The following is a 20,966-nucleotide window of genomic DNA, read 5'->3' as shown; positions in this document are numbered from 1 at the left end:
CCCCGACAAGACGACGCGGGGAGGGGTCTTGATTCCCGCGTCGCCAACCGTCATATCCCTCCTTGGAGATCGCGGGCGAAGGCTTCGCCAACCTGGTCAGGGCCGGAAGGCAGCAGCCACAACGAATTCACCTTCGGGTCGCGGTCTCTACTTCCCCTACATGATCATGCGGTCGAGGCTCTAGGCGGGCGGTCGAATCGCGCCGAGCATCAGTCCTCCCAATTCGCCGTCATTGACGCTGTAAAGAGCGTAGAGCCTGCGCTTCCGGGCGGCGGCGAAAATGGCTTTATCGTCGCTGTCCATCAGGGCTGTTTCGGAAACGAAACCGTCAGCGCCGCGTGAAAACAGCCACAAGGTCATGCCGTCGTTCGTGACGGGCGGGAAGCCGAGGTGAGCCGTCACGTCGCGGTTGAGCACGCGGGTGTCGGCCTCGGGCGACATCAGTCCGCAGATGTCGAGGCGCAGGCCGTCCATATCGAGCGCGGTCTTGCCGTCGCTCCAGCCGGTCACAAGCATTTCGATCGGTTCGACCGGGGCGACCTTTTGGCTCAGGTCGAAGTTCAGATAGAGGGCCGAGTCCTGGAACCCCTTGCCGAAGTCCTCCAGGGCTTCGGGGGGCACGTCGAACCAGTCGCCGGCCTTGGCGCGCGTCGCGACGGCCTGGGCATCGCCGTTGGCGGCTAGGCACAGGTTCACGAAGGACTGGAAGGGTTCGGCTATCGCCGATCCGGCGGCCAGCCAGGCGGCGGCGATAAGGCCCGCTGCGATTTTGGATTTCATTGTCATTCCCCGACTCTGACACGGCCATCGTATCAGGATGGCCTTGGCGAACAATGATCGTTTCTTTTCCGCGCCGTGACACTGTTTTGCGATTGAGGCGGCGGCGTCTGGCAAGCTTCACGGAACCGGAATCGCTCTGGCCCGCTGAAAGGACTTCACCTTTCAGGAGCAGGCGAATGAGCGTTCTCGGGTCCATCCTCGGCGGCATCTTCAAGAAGAAGAAGGAAGAGGCGGCCCCAGCCGCGCCGGTCGCGCCTGCGCCGACCGCGGCCCCTGTCCAGCCCCAGGTCACGGCGGCCGCCGCCACCGCGCCCCAACCGGCGCCCGAGGTCGATGTCGCCGGCATCCTTGACTTCATGAACGACCAGAAGGCGCAGAAGCTGAACTGGCGCACCTCCATCGTCGACCTGATGAAGCTGGTCGGGCTGGAATCCTCGCTGGCCGAGCGCAAGGAACTGGCCGACGAGCTGGGCTATACCGGCGACAAGTCCGACAGCGCCTCGATGAACATCTGGCTGCACGCCCAGGTGATTCAGAAGATCCGCGACAACGGCGGCCGTCTGCCCACCGATCTGTAAGGCTCTCCCTTCCGCCGTCATCCTCGGGCGCCCGCAGGGCGACCCGGGGACCCAGGCGTCAGCGCCCTGACGCGGCTGCGCGATTGACGGTGCATATCGGCCAAGCGGAGGATGCGCTGGCGGCTTGCGCGCGCTAAGACAGGATCATGAGCGACGTCGATCCTGATCTTGATGGCCCTCCCTGGGAGGAGGACGTTCCCGAGCGGGACGAGAACACCGACGACATGTTCGGCGCGCCGCCGGCTGCGCCCGAGCCTGTGGCGGCGCCGGTCGCCGCGCCCGCGCCAACGCCCGCAACCGCGCCCGCCAAGGCTCAACCCTTCGCCGACGAGCCCGCCGACGACGGCGCCTACAAGGTTCTGGCGCGCAAATACCGTCCGCGCACCTTCGAGGACCTGATCGGACAGGAGGCCATGGTCCGGACCCTGACCAACGCCTTCGCCACGGGCCGCATCGCCCACGCCTTCATGCTGACCGGGGTGCGGGGCGTCGGCAAGACGACGACCGCCCGCCTCTTGGCCCGCGCCCTGAACAACGAAACCGACGTCATCGACAAGCCGTCGTTGAGCCTGACGGCGCACGGCCGTCACGACGCCTCCATCATGGCCGGCCAGCACATGGACGTCATGGAGATGGACGCCGCCTCGCACACCGGCGTCAACGACATCCGCGACATTCTGGAAAGCGTCCGCTACGCGCCGGTCGAAGCCCGCTACAAGGTCTATGTCCTCGACGAGGTCCACATGCTGTCGACGCAGGCGTTCAACGCCCTGCTGAAGACGCTGGAAGAGCCACCGCCCCACGCTAAATTCATCTTCGCCACCACCGAGATCCGCAAGGTCCCGGTGACGATCCTCAGCCGCTGCCAGCGTTTCGACCTGCGCCGCGTCGAGCCCGAGGTGCTGGTCGGGCATCTGGGCCGCATCGCCGACCGCGAAGGCATGAAGATCGAGCAGGAGGCCTTGGCGCTGATTTCCCGCGCCGCCGAGGGTTCGGTGCGCGACGGCCTCAGCTTGCTGGACCAGGCCCTGGTTCAAGCCGAGCACGGGCAGACGGTGCAGACCGCCACCGTCCGCGACATGCTGGGCCTGGCCGACCGCACCCAGACCATCGCCCTGTTCGAATCCGTCATGGCCGGGCGCACCGCCGAGGCGCTGGAGAATTTCCGCACCCTTTACGGCTATGGCGCCGATCCGGTGCAGGTGACGAACGACCTGCTGGAGCACTGCCACGCCGCCTCGGTCGCCAAGATGCTCGGCCCGAACGCCACCCGCCTGCCCAATGATCAGGCGCAGAAGCTGACGGCGCTGGGCGCGGCCATCTCGGCGGGAACCCTGTCGCGGACGTGGCAGATGCTGCTCAAGGCCCTGGACGAGGTGCGGCGCGCGCCGAAGCCCGCCGACGCCGTGGAAATGGCCATCGTCCGTCTGGCCTACGCCGCCGACCTGCCGGGACCTGAAGAGGCGCTGAAGGCCATCCAGTCGGGCGGGACCCTGCCGGGCGGCGGCGCGGGCGGTCCGCGCGGCGGCGGCTCAGGAGGAGGAGGCGGCGCCTCGGCCATGCTGGCGGCGCGCCCCATGGCCCAGCCGGCCTTGCCCGATCCCCAGACCTTCGAGGCCGTGGTCGCCCTGATCGGCGAGAAGCGTGAAATCACGCTGCAGATGGACGTCGAACGCTATGTGCGGCCGGTGTCGTTCAAGCCCGGCGCCATCGTCTATGAACCCGCACAGGGCTCGCCCGTCGATCTGGCGCGGCGTCTGGCCTCGCGGCTCAAGGAATGGACCGGCCGCACCTGGCTGATCGCCGCCAACGGTCAGGGCGGCGGCGAGACCCTGATCGAGGTCGAGAAAAAGGCCCGCTCCGCCCGCCGTGCGGCGGTCGAGGCCGACCCCTTCGTCGTTTCCATCATGCAGGCCTTCCCCGGCGCCGAGATCAAGGACATCAAGACCCTGGCCCCGGCGGTCGAAATGCCCGCCATCCCGGAAGACGACGAGGTCGGCGAAGAGGATTAGCCGTCATCCCGGAAGCCCGCAGGGGCTATCCGGGACCGCAGGAAGCGCGGCGTCTTGGGCGGTCCCGGATCGGCGCTGCGCGCCGTCCGGGATGACACTGCCAATGCTTACAGAATCTGCGCGGCTTCCTCGAAGTCGAGGCGGGGCGAGCGCGGGAACAGGTTCTCGTCCGTGCCGTAGCCCAGGTTCATGATGAAGTTCGGCTCGACCTTGCTGTCGGGGAAGAAGTCGGCCTTCACGCCCGCCGCGTCAAAGCCCGACATCGGACCCACGTCCAGGCCCAGGGCGCGGGCCGCGATGGTCAGATAGCCGCCTTGCAGCGAGGCGTTGCGGAAGGCGGCTTCACGACGGCCGGCCTCGTCCAGGAACCAGTCGCGGGCGCCCGGCGCGTGCGGGAACAGTTTGGGCAGGGTGTCGTGGAAATCGATATCCTGACCGATGATCAGGTTGACCGGCGCAGCCAGGGTCTTGGCGCGGTTGCCCTCGCTCATGTGTACGGACAGACGGGCCTTGGCCTCAGGCGAGGTGATGAAGACGAAGCGGGCGGGCGTCATGTTGACCGCCGTCGGGCCGAACTTGGTCAGGTCGTACAGCTTGCGGATCAGGTCGTCGGACACAGGCCGGTCGCTCCAGCCGTTGCGCGTGCGCGCTTCGGTGAACAACTGGGCCAGAACGGCGTCGGACACCGGAACGTCGCGAGCGGAAAGGGCGTCGAAAGCCATGGGGGGAAACTCCTGAACAGGATTAGCAACTTGTATGGTTGCTATTTGGCGCTTCCGTCGATCAGGTCAAGAGCAATCACCACAAAAACTGTTGCGGATGTCGGCCGGCGTTCTGGGGGCCTTCTGTCGCGGGGGCTGGAGCCGGGCCGCGGATCGCCCTATCTAGAGGGGATGAAAGACCTCAACGCCCTGATGCAACAGGCCCAGGCCATGCAGCAAAAGCTGCAGGACGCCCAGGCCAAGATGGCCGAAACCACCGCCGAGGGCACCTCGGGCGGCGGCCTTGTCACCATCGCCCTGAAAGGCCCCGGCGAGATTACCGCGGTGAAGATCGACGACAGCTTGATGGCGCCCGGCGAGGGCGAGATCCTGGCCGACCTGATCGTCGCCGCCCACGCCGACGCCAAGCGCAAGCTGGACGAGGTCAACAGCGCCCTGATGCGCGAGGCCGCCGGCCCCATGGCCGGGATGAACATCCCCGGAATGCCGAAACTCTTCTGATGGCCGCTTCCGCCGGGCCGGAAATCGAACGGCTCATCAGCCTGCTGGCCAAGCTGCCGGGCATGGGCCCGCGCTCGGCCCGGCGCGCGGCCCTGGCCCTGTTGAAGCGGCGGGAGCAGCTTCTCGAGCCGCTCGCCGCCTCGTTGGCCGAGACGGCGGCCAAGGTCGTCAACTGCTCGATCTGCGCCGCGCCCGATACGCGCGATCCCTGCTCGATCTGTTCCGACAACACCCGCGACAACGCCCTGATCTGCGTGGTCGAGGAAGCCGGCGCCCTGTGGGCCATGGAGCGCTCCGGCGCATTCCGCGGCAAGTATCACGTCCTCGGCGGCCTGCTGTCGGCCCTGGACGGCGTCGGTCCCGAACAGTTGCGCATCGCCGAACTGATCGGTCGCGCGAAAGGAGGCGAGGCGAGGGAGGTCGTCCTGGCCCTGCCCGCCACCGTCGACGGCCAGACCACGGCCCACTACCTCGCCGAGCGCCTGTCGGCGGCGGGCGTCGAAGTCACGTCGCTGGCGCGCGGCGTGCCGGTCGGCGGCGAGCTGGACTGGCTGGACGACGGCACCATCATCCAGGCTTTGCGCGCCAGACGGCCCGCTTAATCTTTCCCTCTCCCGATGGGAGAGGGCTTGAGCCTCGGAGAGCCGTAGGCGATCCGCCAGGCGAAAGGGTGAGGGCCCACCCTGTCAGTCGGCGCAAGCCGCCGCGCAGCGACCTTCGGTCAACTTCAACCGCCAACCCTCACCCTTTCGCGCAAGAACGATCGCTGACGCTCTCGTGCGCTCAAGCCCTCTCCCATCGGGAGAGGGTGACTATTATCAACCCGCGACTCCGGTTAGGAACGGAGCATGAACACGCTTGAACTCATCCTGCTGGTCGTCGCTGTGGCCTCTGTGGCCGGCTTCTTCTGGGCCTTCATGGGCTGGCAGAAGGCCAAGGGGGCGCTCGACGCCGCCGACGCCCGACTGGAGCTGATGGAGGAGAGCCGCGATTCCATGGCGGAGTTCCTCAAGGCCCAGGCCTCGCAGTCGGCCGAGGCCGTGGCGAGCAAGCTGGTGGCCCGCGCCACCGAGACCTTCCAGGCCCAGGACCGCGTCGCCCGCGAGCGCATGGAGGCCCAGCTCAAGCCTGTGTCCGAGACCCTGGCCAAGTTCCAGGAGCACGTCGCCGCCCTGGAGAAGACCCGGGCCGAGGACACCGGCGGGCTGAAGGAGCAACTGGCCGCCCTGATGACCGCCTCGACCGCCACCCGCGACGAGGCGCGCCGTCTGACCGAGGCCCTGAAGGGCAACACGGGCCGTCGCGGCCGCTGGGGCGAGCAGACCTGCCGCAACGTGCTGGAGGCCGCCGGCATGGCGGGCCGCTTCGACTTCGAGGAGCAGAACTCCTCGGCCAATGACGAGGGCCGTCAGCAGCGCCCCGACTTCATCATCAAGCTGCCCGGCGGCGGCATGTTCGTCATCGACGCCAAGGTCTCGCTGGCCTTCGCCGACGAGGCCGACGGTGACGAGGAAGCCCAAGGCAAGGCCATGTCGGCCCGCACCGCCGCCAGCATGAAGACCCACGTACGCCAGCTGTCGTCCAAGGCCTATCAGGACCAGTTCAAGCCCAGCCCCGACTTCGTCGCCATGTTCGTGCCTGGCGACGCCTTCCTGTCCGCCGCCCTGGACCACGAGCCCGACCTGATGACCCAGGCCATGGCCTCGCGCGTGGTCATCGTCACCCCCACCACCCTGTTCGCCCTGTGCAAGGCGGTCGCCTACGGCTGGCGCGCCGAGGAGCAGGCGAAGAACGCCGAGGACGTCGCCAAGCTGGGCAAGGAGCTTTACAAGCGCCTGTCGGTCATGGGCGGCCACGCCGCCTCGGTCGGCCGGGCGCTGGAAACCGCCGTGGGCAAGTACAACCAGTTCGTCGGCTCGCTGGAGAGCCAGGTCATGGTCTCGGCCCGCCGCTTCGAGGACCTGCAGGTCGACCACGAGGGCAAGGAGTTGCCCGACCTGCCTGCCGTCGAACAGTCGCCCCGCACCCTCAGTCGCCCGGAGCTGCTGAACGCCCCGGCGGAGTAGCGCGCTGCCTCGCTTGACGGCGGCGGACGACAGTGTAAAACGTCCTTGTCAGATCAAGGGGGCGTTGTGGCCGGCAAGCGTAAACTCATCATCCAGTCCGTCATCGGTTTCGGATTGATCATGCTGGCCGCCTTCGTCATGGGCGGCGTCCTGGCCTATCTTGAGGATCAGGGCCAGGACATCACGTCCAGCGCGGGCGCCCTGTGGGCGGTCGGGGGCTTCGCCGCCGTCACCATGCTGATTTCCCTGTGGGTCGGCTTCAAGTGGATGTCCTCCATCGACGAAGCGGCGCGGGAAGCGCACAAGTGGGCCTGGTTCTGGGGCGGTTCAGGCGGCATGGCCGTGGGCGGGGTTCTGGTGATCATGGCCTCGCTGCCGCAGGCCGCCGCGATCAATATTCCCGCCTGGTATGCCGAACGCACCGACCCCGCCGCCTACGCCGCCACCGGCGCCTTCGCCATGCTGACGCTGATGCTGATCGGCTACACCATCGCCTGGGCCTGGTGGTGGCTGGGGCGGCGTTGAGGGACGCGGCATGAACAACCGTCTCAAGGTCCTGCGCGCCGAGCGCGACTGGAGCCAGGCCCACCTGGCCACCGAACTCGGCGTCTCGCGCCAGACCGTCAATGCGCTGGAGACGGGGCGCTACGACCCCTCCCTGCCGTTGGCCTTCAAGATCGCCCGGCTGTTCCAGATGCCGATCGAATCCATCTTCTCGGACGAGGAATAGTCCCACCATGCGTTTCGCCCGACTGTCATCCTGCCTGCGCTCGGCCCTGACGGTCGGAGCGGCGCTATCCGCCTTGTTTGTTGCCCCCTCGGCTCTAGCGCAGGCGCCGACCGCTGCATCGGCCGCAGTCGTCGCCGCGCCTGCAGGTTCCGGCCCCGGACTATGGGTGGTGCAGGATGAGGATTCGACCCTTTATCTGTTCGGCACGATCCATGCGCTGAAGCCGGAAACACCTTGGGGCACGGCCCGCATGGACCAGGCCTTCGCCAGCGCCGACGAATATTGGTTCGAGGTCGCCGACCTTGACGATCAAGCGGGGGTGATCGCCCTCATGCAGACGAAGGGCGTTTCCCCTGACCGCCCCCTGTCCAGCCTGTTGACCGCTGAGGAGGTGGCCGACCTGGACGCCGCCGCCCGCTCCATCGGCGCCAGCGCGGCCAAGTTGGACTCGCTGCGGCCCTGGCTGGCCAGCTTGCAGCTGGCGCTCGCCTCGATCAATAAGGCCGGCTACGTGGCCAACAACGGCGGGGACCAGGTCCTGCACGCCCGCGCCGCCGCCACGGGCAAACCGATCAAGGGTTTCGAGACCGCGATCCAGCAGTTCGGTTTCATCGCCGATATGCCGGAAGACACCCAGTTGGCCATGCTGCGCTCGGGCCTCAAGGAGTTTGATCAGGCTGACGTCATGCTGAACCGGATGGTGACCGCCTGGTCGACCGGAGACGTTGACGGGCTGGACGTCTTGATCGGACAGGAGGCCAAGACGGAATCGCCGGAGCTGTACGACGCCATCTTTACGCGCCGGAACGAGACCTGGGCCGATCAGATCCAGACCCTGCTGGCGGGGGCAGGGACGGCCTTCATCTCGGTCGGCGCGGGCCATCTGGCGGGCGCGGACAGCTTGCAGAGCAAGCTGGCGCAACGCGGGATCACCGCGACCCGGATCACCGATTAGCGCCAGGACGCTTGACCTGCGGGCCGCGACGCGAGACGCGGGGGCATGACCCAAGCAGAACCCAGACTGACGACCCTGGCCCATGGCGGCGGTTGCGGCTGCAAGATCGCGCCCGACGTGCTCCAGTCCATCCTGGCCGGCGCGCCCCAGGCGGCGCCCTTCGCCAATCTGATGGTGGGGGCCGAGACGTCTGACGACGCGGCGGTGTGGCGGCTGAACGACGACCAGGCCCTGGTCGCCACGACCGACTTCTTCATGCCCATGGTCGACGACCCGTTCGACTTTGGCCGGATCGCCGCCGCCAACGCCCTGTCCGACGTCTACGCCATGGGAGCGACGCCGATCTTCGCCCTGGCCATCGTGGGCATGCCGATCGGCAAGCTGTCGGTTCAGACCATTGGCCGCATCTTGGAGGGCGGGGCCTCGGTCTGCGCCACGGCTGGGGCGCCGGTCGCGGGCGGCCATTCGATCGACAGCGTCGAGCCGATCTACGGCCTGGTGGCGCTGGGCCTGGTCCACCCTGATCGGGTCCTGACCAATCGCCGGGCCCAGCCGGGCGACGTGCTGATCCTGACCAAGGCCCTGGGCGTCGGCGTGCTCAGCGCTGCCTTCAAGCAGGAACGGTTGGACGGGGCGGGCTATGCCGCCCTGATGGCCTCGACGACGCAGTTGAACACGCCTGGCCCGCGTCTGGCGGCCATGCCCGAGGTTCATGCCGTGACGGACGTGACCGGCTTCGGCCTGCTGGGTCATGCGCTGGAGATGGCGCGCGGCGCCGGCGTCGCCGTCGAGCTGGAGCTGACGGGACCGGCCTATCTGTCGGGCGCCGAGGACTTGGCGGCGGCGGGGGTGCGGACCGGGGCGTCCGTGCGTAACTGGGCGGCCTATGGGCAGGCGGTCACGACCCCGGCGGCGCTGCCCGAATGGCGGCGCGATCTGCTCAGCGACCCCCAGACCTCGGGCGGCCTGTTGATCGCGGTCGCGCCCGAGGGCGCCGAGGCCGTGATGCAGTTGGTCCAGAGCCTGGGCTTCGCCTCGGCCCGGCGGGTCGGTCGGGTGCGCGAAGGCGCGCCCTCGGTGGTCGTGGTTTGACGACGCGGCTCAGCGCCGATGTCGGCCGCGAGGCCCTGGCGCGCTACGACGCCATTATCGACGTGCGCAGTCCGGGCGAGTTCGCCGAGGACCATCTGCCGGGCGCGATCAACCTGCCGGTCCTGAACGACGCCGAGCGGGCCGAGGTCGGAACCCTTTATGTGCAGCGCTCAAAATTCCTGGCGCGTCGTCTGGGCGCAGGCCTGGTCGCGCGCAACATCGCCCATCATCTGGAGGGCGCGCTGGCGGATCGGGACGGCGGTTTCCAGCCCCTGGTCTATTGCTGGCGCGGCGGGCAGCGGTCGACGGCGATGACGACCGTTATGGACCAGGTCGGCTGGCCGGTGACGCGTCTGGACGGCGGCTATCAGACCTGGCGGCGTCAGGTGGTGGCGCGTCTGTATGAGCCGGAAACCGCCCCGGCGCCTCGCCTCGTCCTGCTGGACGGCCTGACCGGCAGCGGCAAGACCGCCGTGCTTTCCCGTCTGGCCGCGCACGGCGTGCAGAGCCTGGATCTGGAGGCTCTGGCCGAGCATCGGGGCTCGCTGTTCGGAGGGACCGGCGTGGCCCAGCCGTCTCAGAAACTGTTCGAGACGCGGCTGCTGGCGGCGCTTGACGGACTGGACCCGGCCCAGCCCATCGTGGTCGAGGCGGAGTCCAGCCGTATCGGTCGGCTGGCCCTGCCGCCGATCCTGTGGTCGGCGATGAAGGCCGCGCCGCGCCTGGTGCTGAATGCGCCGATCACCGCACGCGTGGGGCGGGTGCTCGACGACTACGCCGCCCTGGAACACGACGCCGAGGCGCGAGACACGGCGCTGCGCCGCCTGCCGAGCCATCACAGTCGAGAAACCGTCGAGGCCTGGCGTCAGCTGTCGCGCGCGGGCGATCTGCGCGCCCTGGCGACAGCCCTGATGCGGGACCACTATGACCCTGCCTATCGCCGCGCCGCGCGCGATGACGCCCGACCGGACATCGGCGAGATCCTGCTGTCGGGCTGCGGGGGCAATGATCTGGATCGCGCCGCCGCTGCGGTGGCCCAGGCGATAGACAGGCTTTAGCCGCAGATTTCAGTTTCGGCTTTTGTTGAGCCTGGGGGGCGGGCCGCCTGGCTCTGGTGTTCCAACCCTGCAGATCAACGAGACGCCCTGAGGCCGGGTAGGGGGCCTACTGATCTTCGTCGAACTTGCGGGCGACCAGGTCGCTGAGGGCTTCGATGGCTTCGGCGGCGTCGGGGCCTTGGGCCTCGATGTCGACGCCGCAGCCGATGCCGGCGCCCAGCATCAGCAGGCCCATGATCGAGCGGGCGTCCACGGTGACGCCGTCGCGGGTGACGCGGATCTCGGATTCGAAGCTGGAGGCCAGCTTGACGAACTTGGCCGAGGCGCGGGCGTGCAGGCCGCGCTGGTTGCAGATGCCGACCGTGACCTGGATCGGTCCCTGAACGGTTCCCTGGTGCATGGGAGTGTCGGTCATTTCTCGCCCGCCAGAACCCACGACGCCACCGAGATGTATTTGCGCCCCGCGTCCTGCGCATGGGCGACGCAGGTTTCCAGGCTTTCGCGGGTGCGCACGCTGGCCAGCTTGATCAGCATGGGCAGGTTCAGCCCGGCGATGACCTCGGCGTGGGTCTGCTCCATCACGGAAATCGCCAGGTTGGAGGGCGTGCCGCCGAACATGTCGGTCAGCAGGATGACGCCGTCGCCGTCGTTCACGGCTGCGGCGGCGTCGACGATGTCGCGGCGACGCCGCTCCATGTCGTCTTCGGGGCCGATGCAGATCGCGGCCACGCCCCGTTGAGGGCCGACCACATGCTCCATCGCCGCCAGAAACTCGGAGGCCAGGCCCCCGTGAGTGACGATCACCAGCCCGATCATGAAGGCTTCACCAAGACAATCCGCCCCGCACCGCTGTCCTCAGCGAACGCCCTGAGGCGTCCAGACTGATCTGCAAGCCGGCCTTCATAGGCCAATCGCGCGCCGGTTCAAAGAGCGGCCAACGCGGTTGCGACGACCTGACCTGCCGAAGCCGGGCGCGGGTCTAGCCGCAGCTGTGGAATTGAGATGCCGTCCCAAGTCCAGGCGGCGGCCTCCGGCAGGCGCTCGACGGCCTCGTGGGTGCAGGCGACGGCCAGCCTGATCCGGGCCAGGGGCCACAGCGGCGCGGCGACGATGCCCAGGCCGCGCACCTCGATCTTGCCCGTGATCGTCGCGGGCGCGGCGGCGTAGAGGGCGCCGTCGGAAGCCCAAAGATAGGTCCAGTCGTCGGCGATCAGACGCCAGCCCTGGCCGATCAGACGCAGGGCCAGATCGCTCTTGCCGACGCCCGACGGACCCTGGATCAGCACGCCGCGCCATCCGGCGGGGGTATGGCGGGCCACGGCGGTGGCGTGCAGCGGTTGCATCGGCTGGGTCATGGACGTCGTCCAGCCAGGGGCAGAAGCACCTCGAAGCGGGCGCCGACGACCTGGCCGTCCCCATCGACGCGGTTCTCGGCGTGGACCCGGCCGCCGTGGGCGTCGACGATCTGGCGCACGATGGACAGGCCCAGACCCGAGTTGGCGCCGAAGGCCGTCCCCTTGGGCCGCGAGGTGTAGAAGCGCTCGAACACGGTCTCGAGGTTTTCCGCCGGAATGCCGGGGCCGTCGTCCTCGACGCGGATGCGCAGGGGCAGGTCGGGGCGGCTGTCGTCGCGCTCCAGACGCACGCGGACCTCGCCGTCAGCCGGGCTGAACGAGCGGGCGTTGTCGATCAGGTTGCGGAACACCTGGCCCAGGGGAATGTCGCGGCCCAGCACCCGGGCCGCCTCGGCGGTCGAGGCGAAGCGAACCTTGGCCTCGCCGGGCTTCTGGCCGCCCTCATAGACGGCGACGATGTCGCCCAGCAGTTCGTTGAGGTCGATCAGGCGTGGCCGGTCGCGCGACAATTCCGCGTCCAGACGCGAGGCGTTGGAGATGTCGGTGATCAGCCGGTCCAGACGCCGCACGTCCTGTTGCAGCAGATTGGTCAGACGCGCCCTCTGCTCGTCGGTCTTGACCAGGGGCAGGGTCTCCAGCGCCGAGCGGATCGAGGTCAGGGGATTCTTGATCTCGTGGCTGACGTCGGCGGCGAAGCGTTCGATGGCGTCCATGCGCGTCGACAGGGTGTCGGTCATGGATTCCAGGGCGCGGGCCAGGTCGCCGATCTCGTCCTTGCGGTCCTCCAGGTCGGGGAGGGAGATGGCGCGGGCGCGTTGCAGGCGCACCTGATCCGCCGCCGCCGACAGCCGCATCACGGGCCGGGCCACGAACAGGTGCAGCACCAGGGCCGACAGCAGGTTCACCGCCAGGGCCACCAGGGCGAAGGGGGTCAGGGCGCGGCGCTGCGCGGCCAGGGTTTCGTCCACGTCGCCGGCTTCCAGCGTCAGCACCCCCAGCACCTGCTGGACATGGCGCACGGGCAGGGAGACCGAGACGACCCGGTCGCCGTTCTCGTTGCGGCGGATGTCGGCCTGAGGTTCGCCTTGCAGGGCGCGCTCGACCTCGGCGGATAGTTCGGCGTTGGCGCGCTTGACCCGCGCGGTTTCGCGCGGCGACGGCTCGCTGGGCGCCAGGGCCGTGCCGGCGGGATTGGCGGGGGGCAGGGCCTCGCCGGGAATGGCGTCTGTGACGGCGAAGCTGTCAGAGACCAGCAACCCGTCCTGATCGTACAGGCGCGCGCGCTGGCCTTCGGGGATGAAGTTGTCGCGCAGCCACAGCCCCGCCGCGCCGGGATCCAGCATCGGATAGGGTTCGCCCTGGGTGATGCCCAGTTCGCCCAGCACATTGGCCAGAAGCTTGGCCTGGACCGACAGGGATTCCTGGCGCGCTTCGATCAGACCGCGCTGCCATTCGTTCAGGGCCAGAGCCCCGCCGAACAGAATCAGCAGGCTGAGCAGATTGAGGGCGAGAATGAACCCGCCGAGGCGCGACCCGCCGAAGCGGAATCGGCGCCGCGGCCGGCCGTCCTCGATCTCAGCTTTCGCGGTAGCGGTAACCGACGCCATACAGGGTCTCGATCGCGTCGAACTCGGGATCGACCACCCGGAACTTCTTTCGCATCCGTTTGACGTGGCTGTCGATGGTGCGATCGTCGACATAGACCTGATCGTCGTAGGCGGCGTCCATCAGACTGTCCCGGCTCTTCACGAAACCGGGGCGCTGGGCCAGGGCCTGAAGCAGCAGGAACTCGGTGACGGTCAGCTTGACCGGCTTGCCTTCCCAGGTGCTCTCGTGGCGCGCCGGGTCCATCGACAGCTTGCCGCGCTTGATGGCCTTGCCGGCGGCTTCTGCGGCGGTCTCGCCCTCGCCGCCGTCGGCGCCGGTGCGGCGCAGCAGGGCCTTGACCCGTTCGATCAGCAGACGCTGGCTGAAGGGCTTGTGGATATAGTCGTCGGCGCCGAGGTTGAAGCCGAGGATCTCGTCGATCTCCTCGTCCTTGGACGTCAGCATGATGACGGGAATCTGCGAGGTCTGACGCAGGCGGCGCAGCACCTCCATGCCGTCCATGCGCGGCATCTTCACGTCCAGGATCGCCAGATCCGGGGGCGTGGTCTCCAGCGCCTCGAGACCCGAAGCGCCGTCATGATAGGCCGTGACCTTGTGGCCGTGGCTTTCCAGAGCCAGGGACACGGAGGCGACGATGTTCTCGTCGTCGTCGACCAGAGTGATGTTGGCCAAGGGCTTCTCCTGAGTGCGGGCGGCGGTGGTCGTTCGATCATCCGTCGCGTGTTGATGGCTCAACGCGCGACAAGCGTAACCGTTCTATCCCATCGGGGTGACATTACGGCCACAGCAAATGGTTCGCCAGAGCCTGTCTTTCAACCTTGGCCGGGAAAAGGCGAAACCTCGCCTTAAAGCCTGTCGGCGCAGGGTGGCGGCCAGTTCCGCGTGAAAGACGCCATGGCCGGTCCGGTTCACTACGAAATCTATGTCCGCAAGACGCCGCCGTCGTCCTGGTCGCTGTCGATGGCGACCGAGGACCGCAAGCTGGCGGTCGAGACCGCCGAGGACCTGCTGCGCGACGGTCAGGCCTGCGCCGTGCGTGTGACCAAGGAGACCCTGGACCCCGACACTATGGAGTTCGCCAGCGTCACCGTCCTGACGCGCGGCGCGCCCGAGGTGAAGCGCAAGGCCAAGATCCAGGACGACCGGACCGGGCCGGGCTGTCGCGGCGTGCAGGACCTCTATACCCCCCACGCCCGCGACCTGATCGGTCGGGTGCTGGAGGACTGGCTGACCCGTCAGGGGGCGACGACCTTCGAACTGCTGCATCGTCCCGATCTGGCTGAGCGGCTCGAGGCCTCGGGCGTCGAACTTCAGCACGCCATCCAGAAGGTCGCCGTGCCGGAGGCCCAGGCCACGGGTCAGGTGGTGCATGATCTGGTGCGCCATTACCAACGCCTCTCCGAACAGGCGATCGAACGGCTGTTGCGGGCGGGACGACGCGGCGAGTTTCCCGGTCTGGCCGAACGCTCGGTCGCCGACGTGGCGCATCGGCTGAGCGGATCGTCGGACCGCGCCTTCATCATGGGCGGCGTCGTCGCCGGGGCCTTGAAAGGGTTGAAGGGCGCGCGGGCGCGTCTGGATCGGCTGATGGACCTGTGCGACCGGGCCCCGTCCGAGGGGCCGCCGCGGGCCCTGGTCTTCGTGCCGGTCGAACAGATCCTGTGCGAACTGTTCGCCTCGCGCGCCAGTCTGGCCCAGATCGTCGGCCCGGCCCTGGATCAGGGCTCCAGCCTGGCGGCCGTGGTGCGCATGGTCGCCCCGCGTGAGATCGCCGCCCTGATCGCGCGCGATCCGAAGCTGGCCGTTCTGGTCCCCCCAGTCGAGGGCGGGCCGGCGCGTCTGGGCGAGCGGCTGGCGGCGGGCGAGTTCCCTCTGCTGGCGGCCTCGCTGGCGCGGATGGTGGTGCGCGAACTGATGAGCCAGCGTCGTCTGCGTCCCGGCGACGCTGAGGGCGAGATCGACATCCTGCGCGCCCTGGCCATGACCCTGACCGCCACGGCGGGCCGCTTGCTGACGCTGGAAGAGGTGCAGACCGCCTTCAGCGAGCGCTCCAAGAGCCTGGTCACCGCCGACTTCGTCGCCGCCTATGTGCGCGGCTGTCCCACGGCGCTGCGTGAGGCCGAGCGGCTGGCGCGGCTGTGCGAAAACGTCACCGGCGGGGCCAACAAGCGCTCGGCGGCGCGCTGGCTGGACGCCTGTGTCACCTCACTGCGCTTCGAGACCGAGATGCGGACCCTGAACCAGACCACGGGCCAGAAGCTGATGGCGCTGAGCGGCCTGCAGCGCGCGGTCGGCAAGGCCGCCCTGTCGGACCGGGACCGCGACGCCATCGTCACGGCCCTGGGCCTGGTCGGCGGATCGGTCGAGGCCGACGCCAAGCTGACCGCCCAGATCGTCCGCGCCCCGGCCCCTGCGCCGCAGAAGCTGGCGGCCCTCCTGCGGCTTGCGGCGGGCGAGACCGGCCCCACCGGCCCGGTGGCCGACCGGGCCAAGGCCGAGGCGATCAAGCTGTTCCGCTCGCCCGAGGTCCGCGCCGCCCTGGGCGCGGCGCCCGAAGCGTTGCAGACGCTGAGGCCCCTGATGCAGGCGGTCGGCCTCGCGGCCTGAGTTTGGCCGCCCAGGCCGCGGCGCCGATCAGTCGAAGATGTCGAAGATGTCCATCCGCTTTTTCTTTTTGTAGTAGCCGCCGTCGCGGTGACGGTCGTCGTCCTTGTAGCGCGGCGGCTCGCGATAAGCCTGAGGCTGGCCGCCGCCCCATGGCTGCTGATGGGGCTGCTGCATGGGTTGCTGATAGGTCGGCTGCGGCGCGGCGGCGCGGCCCTCCTCGGCGGCGCTCGCCATCAGCTTTTCCAGTTCGCCGCGATCCAGCCAGACGCCGCGGCAGGTCGGGCACATGTCGAACTGGACGCCGTTGCGGTCCAGCGTCTGCATGGCGGCGTTGTCGTTGGGGCACATCAATAGGGGCATGGGGTCCTCAGAGTCGAAAAATGCGGTCCGACATCACGCCGCTTTCGCGCCGCCAGAGGGGCCCGTCCCGCTGGGAATGAAGCTAGGGATCACCCGCCCGCCTCACAACCTGCGCAGACGCCGCAGGTGATTTTCCTAGCAGCTCTGCCCGGCCGCCCAGCCCGACGACCAGGCCCATTGGAAATTATAGCCGCCCAGCCAGCCGGTGACGTCGACCACTTCGCCGATGAAGAAGAGGCCGGGGACGGTTTTGGCCTCCATCGTCTGCTGGTCCAGCGCGGCGGTGTCGACCCCGCCCAGCGTCACCTCGGCGGTGCGATAGCCCTCCGACCCGACCGGCTTGACCGTCCAGGCGTTGACCGTCTCGGCCATGGCTCGCAGCTTCTTGTCGCCGACCTCGGCCAGCTTGCCGGCCAGACCCTCGCGGGCGCAGATGACCTCGGCCAGACGGCGGGGAATGATGTGGCCGAGCGCGGTGTGCACCGCCTGCTTGCCGTTTTCGGTCTTGGCCGCCAGCATCCGGGCGGCGACGTCTTCGCTCGGCGCCAAGTTGACGGTGATGGCCTCGCCTTCGCGCCAATAGGAGCTGATCTGCAGGATGGACGGGCCGGACAGGCCGCGGTGGGTGAACAGCATCGCTTCGGTGAAACTGGCTTCTTTGGGCCTATCGCCCTTCGGGCTGCTTGAGGCCGGGTTCGGGGCGGTTTTGACGATGGCGTCCACGGCCACGCCCGCCAGCGGCGCCAGTTGCTCCAGCAGGGTCGGCTCGAAGGTGAGGGGAACAAGCGCGGGCCGCGTCTCGGTCAGCCGCAGGCCGAACTGGCGCGCCACCTCATAGCCCCAGCCGGTCGCGCCCATCTTGGGGATGGACTTGCCGCCGGTGGCCACGACCAGCGAGGCGGCCGAAACGCGGGTTCCGTCGTCCAGCGCGACCTCGAAACGGTCGCCGCTGCGGCTGATCGCGGTCACGCCCAGGCCCAGGGACAGGGTCACGCCCGCCGCCTTCATCTCGTCCGTCAGCATACGGATGATCTGCTTGGCGCTGTCGTCGCAGAACAGCTGGCCCAGGGTCTTCTCGTGCCAGGCGATGCCGTGGCGCTCGACCATTTTCAGGAAGTCGTGCTGGGTGAACCGCTTCAGCGCCGACAGGGCGAAGCGGGGGTTCTCGCTCAGGAAGTTCGCCCCGCTGGTCCCCAGATTGGTGAAGTTGCAGCGTCCGCCGCCCGAGATGCGGATCTTCTCGCCCGGCGCGCGGGCGTGATCAATCACTCGCACGCGGCGGCCGCGCTTGCCCGCCTCGATGGCGCACATCATGCCGGCCGCGCCGGCGCCGACGATCAGGACGTCGAGGGTCTCGTTCTTCATCGTCCCGCCCTAGCAGGCGCAGCCGCCTGAGGCGACCTTAGAGACCGAGCGCGGCGCGATACGACGGATGCACCAGCTCGGCGTATTCCGGGTGCTTCTTCAGATAACCGGCGAAGAAGGGGCAGGTCGGCAGGATGACCAGGCCGCGCGCCTTCAGATCGGCCAGGACGTGTTTCGCCATCCGGCTGGCGATGCCGCGTCCCTCCAGCGGGATCGGCACGATGGTCTCGGTGATCAGCAGGCCGCCCGCGACGGGGTTATAGATGACCACGGCGGTTTCACCTTCCACGGTCAGCTCGTAGCGCCGGGCCTCGGCGTTGTCGTGGATCTCGGGGTCGAGGCTCATGGTCCGCTCCTGCTGCTGCAAACCAAAGCCTAGCCGTGTCGTCGGGAAAAGGGGAGGGGACGTCGCCGCCCCCTCCCGTCCCATCAGAAGCTGTAGTCCAGCTGGACCCAGGTCTGACGGCCGTAGATGTCGTACCAGCCGATCGAATAGTTCGGCCAGCCGCCGGTGCGGTCCTCGGGATAGCGGTCGGCGATGTTGTTCATGATCACCGAGACCGAGGCCTTGTCGTTGACGCGATAACGAACGCTGGCGTTGAACACGGCGTAGGGATCGCGCTCCGAGGCATAGTCATTGGTTGGAATGGTCCCGTAGCGGACGCCGTAAAGGGTCGTCGTCCATGGCCCGACGTCCCAGGTGACGCTGCCCGACATGCGGTCACGCCAGTCCGACTGACGCGACAGGTCGCGCAGATAGTCGAAGGTCGGATCACCCTCGAACTGCTGGTATTCGTGCTCCAGAACCTTGGTGTAGGTCAGGCTGCCGCTCAGCCGTCCGTAACGCTCGAAGTCGTGGCGGGCGTTGACGGTGGCGTCGAAGCCGCGCGTTGTCTCGCTGGCCGCATTGATCGGGTTGACCGTGATGCGGGTCACCTGGTTCGGATTGATGGCCGCATCGCCCGGATTGCGCGCCACCCGCCCGACATAGTTCAGGCACAGGGCCGAGGTCGGATCGACCGTCCCGCCGCTGGGCGTGTGGCCGATGCGGCAGTCGGCCTCGGTGCGCAGGATGATGTCCTCGCTCAGCGACGTGACCTGCTGACTGATCTCCAGATCATAATAGTCGAACTGGAGGTCGAAGGCCTTGCTGGGTGTCCAGACGAAGCCGGCGGTGAAGGACTTGCCCTTCTCCGGCTGCAGCTCGGCGTTGCCGCCGCGCGTGAAGTCCATGTTGTACTGGATGTCGCAGCTGGAATAGTCCTGCCCCTCCAGACGGCACTGATAATAGTCCGTCACGCCGGGATAGTAGCCGCGCGTCTCGGTGGCGAAGATGTAGTTCATGTCCGGGGCGCGGAAGCTGGTCGAATAGCTGGAGCGCAGCATCAGGCTGGGGATCGGACGGTACTGCAGGCCCAGGCTGTAGGTCGGGCTGTCCACCGACTCGCCGCGGTATTCGTAGCGGTCGTAGCGGCCGGCGACGGTGGCGGTCAGCTGGTCCAGGATCGGCACGCGCAGTTCCAGACCCGCCGCCTGACGCTTGCGCTCGCCGCCCGAGGGCTGGGAGCCGCTGGTGTTCCAGGCGACGCCGTTGTTCAGGCGCGCGTCGGGCTGGTTCTTGTAGCCCTGCTCGCCGATCTCGACCACGGCGGCGGCTTGCAAGGGGCCAGCCGGAAGCTGCCACAGGTCGCCGTCCACCGAGAGGGTGAAGTCCTGCAGCCAGGAGGTGTTGTGGTCGGTGAAGCGATCGGCCACCGCGCCGAACTCACCGGAGGTCAGCGGCGTGTAGAGGCGGTTGGCGGTCGGCGCATAGACCGGCTGGGTCGTGCCGGCGACGTCGCGCGTCCCCTGCTGGGCGCCCAGGAAGAAGGCGTCGATCCCGGTCAGCAGCCGCACGCGGCTCTGATCGCTGACGTATTCCGAGCGGTTGAAGGCGGCCTCATAGCGCCAGTCGCCAATGTGGCCGCGCACGCCCAGGACGGCGTTCCAGTTCTCCTCGTCGTAGCGATTGCCGACGCCGAAGGCGCCGCCCGTCTCCTCGGGCGTCAGCACCCGGTTCCAGGTCTCCAGCCGTCCGGCCGTGTCGTTCCAGAAGGTCTTGTTCCAGCTCAGCGAGCGCACGACGTTGTCGACCTGGGTCTTGCCGTACAAGAACTCGCCGAACAGTTCCGCATCATCGTTCAGGCGATAGGTCAGGCCCAGATAGGCGTTGCCCGACTCCTTCTGCGTCTGGATCGTGCGGGTGCTGTAGAAGGCGTCGCTGCCGCAGTAGGAACCGCCGCTGGCCGCGACCACGCGCTCGACCGTGCCGCCCTGCAAGGCGCCCAGGCCCTCGCACAGGCCGGCGGGCGGGTCATAATAGGCGCGGGTGATCGGGTTGCGGTTCGAGAACAGGGCCGGCGGGACTGCGCCCGGCTCGGCGTAGCGGGTGAAGGATTGGCTGATCTCGCGGTCGCCCCAGAAGATGGCCTCGCGCCGGCTGTATTCCAGGCTGCCGACCACATCCAGACGGTCCCAGCTGCGCCCGCCCGACAACTGGGCGCGCCAGTTCTCGCCGCCGCCCTGTTCCGTCCCGCCATAGCGCAGCGAGGCGTCGAAGCCGTCGGTCTTCTGCTTCAGCTTGATGTTGACCACCCCGGCGATGGCGTCCGAACCATAGATGGCGCCGGCGCCCCCGGTCAGGACCTCGATCCGGTCGACCACGGCGTTGGGCAGGTTGGCCAGGTTCACCGCATTGACCGAGCCGTTGTAGGCCGACGGATACTCCGCCACCCGCCGCCCGTTCAGCAGCACCAGGGTGTGGTTGGGGCCGAGGCCGCGCAGCGAGATGACGTTGGCCGCCGGGGTGAAGGTGGCGCCAAAGTCCTCGCCCTGGACCGAGCCGGTGTTCTGGGTCGCTTGGCTCAAGGCGTCGAAGACGCTGCGGAAGCCGCGCGTGTCGATGGCCTCGCCGGTCAGGACCGAGACGGGGGCGACGCCCTCCAGATCGACGCGGCGGATGCGCGAGCCGGTGACGACCACCTCGTCGACCGTGGCGACGGCCTCGGGTTCGGGCGCCTCGACCGGCGCCGGGGCGGATTGGGCGAAGGCGGGGACGGCCGCCGTCAGGGCGATAGCGGCGACCGACAGCCGCAGCAGACTCTTTTTCACAACTGAACCTTGTTCTTGGAGGGATGT

The 20,966-nt window shown here is 68.3% G+C and carries 22 protein-coding genes and 1 other RNA gene; 12 read left to right on the top strand and 11 right to left on the bottom strand.

Going from position 1 to position 20,966, the window contains the following annotated elements; all coding sequences use genetic code 11:
• The first annotated feature begins 60 nt into the window (after positions 1-60).
• Positions 61-156, top strand: an RNA gene (ffs, locus tag HX774_RS12285) — signal recognition particle sRNA small type.
• A gap of 24 nt (positions 157-180) precedes the next feature.
• On the opposite strand, the gene HX774_RS12280 is transcribed toward ffs, so the two are convergent.
• Complete coding sequence (locus tag HX774_RS12280; protein ID WP_178827146.1) at positions 181-834, bottom strand: hypothetical protein; 654 nt, start codon at positions 832-834, stop codon at positions 181-183.
• A 122-nt stretch (positions 835-956) separates the two neighbouring features.
• On the opposite strand from HX774_RS12280, the gene HX774_RS12275 reads away from it, so the two are divergent.
• Together HX774_RS12275 and HX774_RS12270 are read left to right on the top strand one after the other, a co-directional pair.
• Positions 957-1,358 carry a DUF3597 domain-containing protein gene (locus HX774_RS12275; protein ID WP_178827144.1) on the top strand — a complete coding sequence of 134 codons (402 nt, stop codon included), beginning with the start codon at positions 957-959 and terminating at the stop codon, positions 1,356-1,358.
• Positions 1,359-1,504: 146 nt separating this feature from the next.
• The gene (locus HX774_RS12270) at positions 1,505-3,370 is read left to right on the top strand and encodes a DNA polymerase III subunit gamma/tau (RefSeq protein WP_178827142.1); all 1,866 of its coding nucleotides are present in this window, start codon (positions 1,505-1,507) and stop codon (positions 3,368-3,370) included.
• 107 nt (positions 3,371-3,477) lie between these two features.
• On the opposite strand, the gene HX774_RS12265 is transcribed toward HX774_RS12270, so the two are convergent.
• Positions 3,478-4,092, bottom strand: coding sequence for a malonic semialdehyde reductase (locus HX774_RS12265; protein WP_178827140.1), 615 nt, complete (start codon positions 4,090-4,092; stop codon positions 3,478-3,480).
• Positions 4,093-4,263: 171 nt separating this feature from the next.
• On the opposite strand from HX774_RS12265, the gene HX774_RS12260 reads away from it, so the two are divergent.
• The 8 genes from HX774_RS12260 to mnmH all read left to right on the top strand — a co-directional run bounded on the left by HX774_RS12260 (position 4,264) and on the right by mnmH (position 10,494).
• The gene (locus HX774_RS12260) at positions 4,264-4,593 is read left to right on the top strand and encodes a YbaB/EbfC family nucleoid-associated protein (protein ID WP_114818199.1); all 330 of its coding nucleotides are present in this window, start codon (positions 4,264-4,266) and stop codon (positions 4,591-4,593) included.
• Positions 4,593-5,195, top strand: a complete 603-nt coding sequence (recR, locus tag HX774_RS12255; protein ID WP_178827138.1) for a recombination mediator RecR — start codon at positions 4,593-4,595, stop codon at positions 5,193-5,195. Before HX774_RS12260 ends, recR begins: the two co-directional genes overlap by 1 nt.
• Positions 5,196-5,441: 246 nt before the next feature.
• On the top strand, positions 5,442-6,659 hold the full coding sequence (locus tag HX774_RS12250; RefSeq protein WP_178827136.1) for a DNA recombination protein RmuC: 1,218 nt from the start codon (positions 5,442-5,444) through the stop codon (positions 6,657-6,659).
• A 66-nt stretch (positions 6,660-6,725) separates the two neighbouring features.
• Positions 6,726-7,184 (top strand): hypothetical protein, encoded by a 459-nt coding sequence (locus tag HX774_RS12245; RefSeq protein WP_178827134.1) that lies wholly within the window; start codon positions 6,726-6,728, stop codon positions 7,182-7,184.
• A gap of 10 nt (positions 7,185-7,194) precedes the next feature.
• Complete coding sequence (locus HX774_RS12240; RefSeq protein ID WP_114818203.1) at positions 7,195-7,389, top strand: helix-turn-helix transcriptional regulator; 195 nt, start codon at positions 7,195-7,197, stop codon at positions 7,387-7,389.
• 7 nt (positions 7,390-7,396) lie between these two features.
• A complete protein-coding gene (locus HX774_RS12235; RefSeq protein WP_178827132.1) occupies positions 7,397-8,344 on the top strand; it encodes a TraB/GumN family protein in 948 nt (315 codons plus the stop codon).
• Between the two features lie 45 nt (positions 8,345-8,389).
• On the top strand, positions 8,390-9,436 hold the full coding sequence (gene selD, locus HX774_RS12230) for a selenide, water dikinase SelD (RefSeq protein WP_178827130.1): 1,047 nt from the start codon (positions 8,390-8,392) through the stop codon (positions 9,434-9,436).
• Complete coding sequence (mnmH, locus tag HX774_RS12225) at positions 9,433-10,494, top strand: tRNA 2-selenouridine(34) synthase MnmH (RefSeq protein WP_178827128.1); 1,062 nt, start codon at positions 9,433-9,435, stop codon at positions 10,492-10,494. Before selD ends, mnmH begins: the two co-directional genes overlap by 4 nt.
• A gap of 106 nt (positions 10,495-10,600) precedes the next feature.
• Here mnmH and HX774_RS12220 read toward each other — a convergent pair whose 3' ends face one another.
• The 5 genes from HX774_RS12220 to HX774_RS12200 form a co-directional block, all read right to left on the bottom strand.
• Complete coding sequence (locus HX774_RS12220) at positions 10,601-10,909, bottom strand: HPr family phosphocarrier protein (RefSeq protein WP_255500428.1); 309 nt, start codon at positions 10,907-10,909, stop codon at positions 10,601-10,603.
• On the bottom strand, positions 10,906-11,310 hold the full coding sequence (locus HX774_RS12215) for a PTS sugar transporter subunit IIA (protein WP_105564561.1): 405 nt from the start codon (positions 11,308-11,310) through the stop codon (positions 10,906-10,908). Before HX774_RS12215 ends, HX774_RS12220 begins: the two co-directional genes overlap by 4 nt.
• A 107-nt stretch (positions 11,311-11,417) precedes the next feature.
• Positions 11,418-11,849 (bottom strand): HPr kinase/phosphorylase, encoded by a 432-nt coding sequence (locus HX774_RS12210; RefSeq protein WP_178827126.1) that lies wholly within the window; start codon positions 11,847-11,849, stop codon positions 11,418-11,420.
• Positions 11,846-13,456 carry a stimulus-sensing domain-containing protein gene (locus HX774_RS12205; protein WP_178827124.1) on the bottom strand — a complete coding sequence of 537 codons (1,611 nt, stop codon included), beginning with the start codon at positions 13,454-13,456 and terminating at the stop codon, positions 11,846-11,848. The genes HX774_RS12210 and HX774_RS12205 overlap by 4 nt, the downstream gene beginning before the upstream one ends.
• A complete protein-coding gene (locus tag HX774_RS12200) occupies positions 13,425-14,129 on the bottom strand; it encodes a response regulator transcription factor (RefSeq protein WP_178827123.1) in 705 nt (234 codons plus the stop codon). Before HX774_RS12200 ends, HX774_RS12205 begins: the two co-directional genes overlap by 32 nt.
• 222 nt (positions 14,130-14,351) lie before the next feature.
• Here HX774_RS12200 and HX774_RS12195 point away from each other — a divergent pair, with 222 nt between their 5' ends.
• Complete coding sequence (locus HX774_RS12195) at positions 14,352-16,064, top strand: hypothetical protein (RefSeq protein ID WP_178827162.1); 1,713 nt, start codon at positions 14,352-14,354, stop codon at positions 16,062-16,064.
• A 27-nt stretch (positions 16,065-16,091) separates the two neighbouring features.
• Here HX774_RS12195 and HX774_RS12190 read toward each other — a convergent pair whose 3' ends face one another.
• The 4 genes from HX774_RS12190 to HX774_RS12175 all read right to left on the bottom strand — a co-directional run bounded on the left by HX774_RS12190 (position 16,092) and on the right by HX774_RS12175 (position 20,939).
• A complete protein-coding gene (locus HX774_RS12190; protein ID WP_178827120.1) occupies positions 16,092-16,424 on the bottom strand; it encodes a zf-TFIIB domain-containing protein in 333 nt (110 codons plus the stop codon).
• 135 nt (positions 16,425-16,559) lie between these two features.
• Positions 16,560-17,789, bottom strand: coding sequence for an NAD(P)/FAD-dependent oxidoreductase (locus HX774_RS12185; protein ID WP_178827118.1), 1,230 nt, complete (start codon positions 17,787-17,789; stop codon positions 16,560-16,562).
• 37 nt (positions 17,790-17,826) lie between these two features.
• The gene (locus HX774_RS12180) at positions 17,827-18,135 is read right to left on the bottom strand and encodes a GNAT family N-acetyltransferase (RefSeq protein ID WP_114818489.1); all 309 of its coding nucleotides are present in this window, start codon (positions 18,133-18,135) and stop codon (positions 17,827-17,829) included.
• An 83-nt stretch (positions 18,136-18,218) separates the two neighbouring features.
• Positions 18,219-20,939, bottom strand: coding sequence for a TonB-dependent receptor domain-containing protein (locus HX774_RS12175; RefSeq protein ID WP_178827116.1), 2,721 nt, complete (start codon positions 20,937-20,939; stop codon positions 18,219-18,221).
• Positions 20,940-20,966: the final 27 nt, after the last annotated feature.

The sequence above is a fragment of the Brevundimonas sp. P7753 genome, assembly GCF_013386595.1.
GTDB classification, from domain to species: domain Bacteria; phylum Pseudomonadota; class Alphaproteobacteria; order Caulobacterales; family Caulobacteraceae; genus Brevundimonas; species Brevundimonas bullata.
The sequence above is the reverse complement of the archived record's forward strand: the minus strand, read 5'-3'. Positions and strand labels throughout refer to the sequence as shown.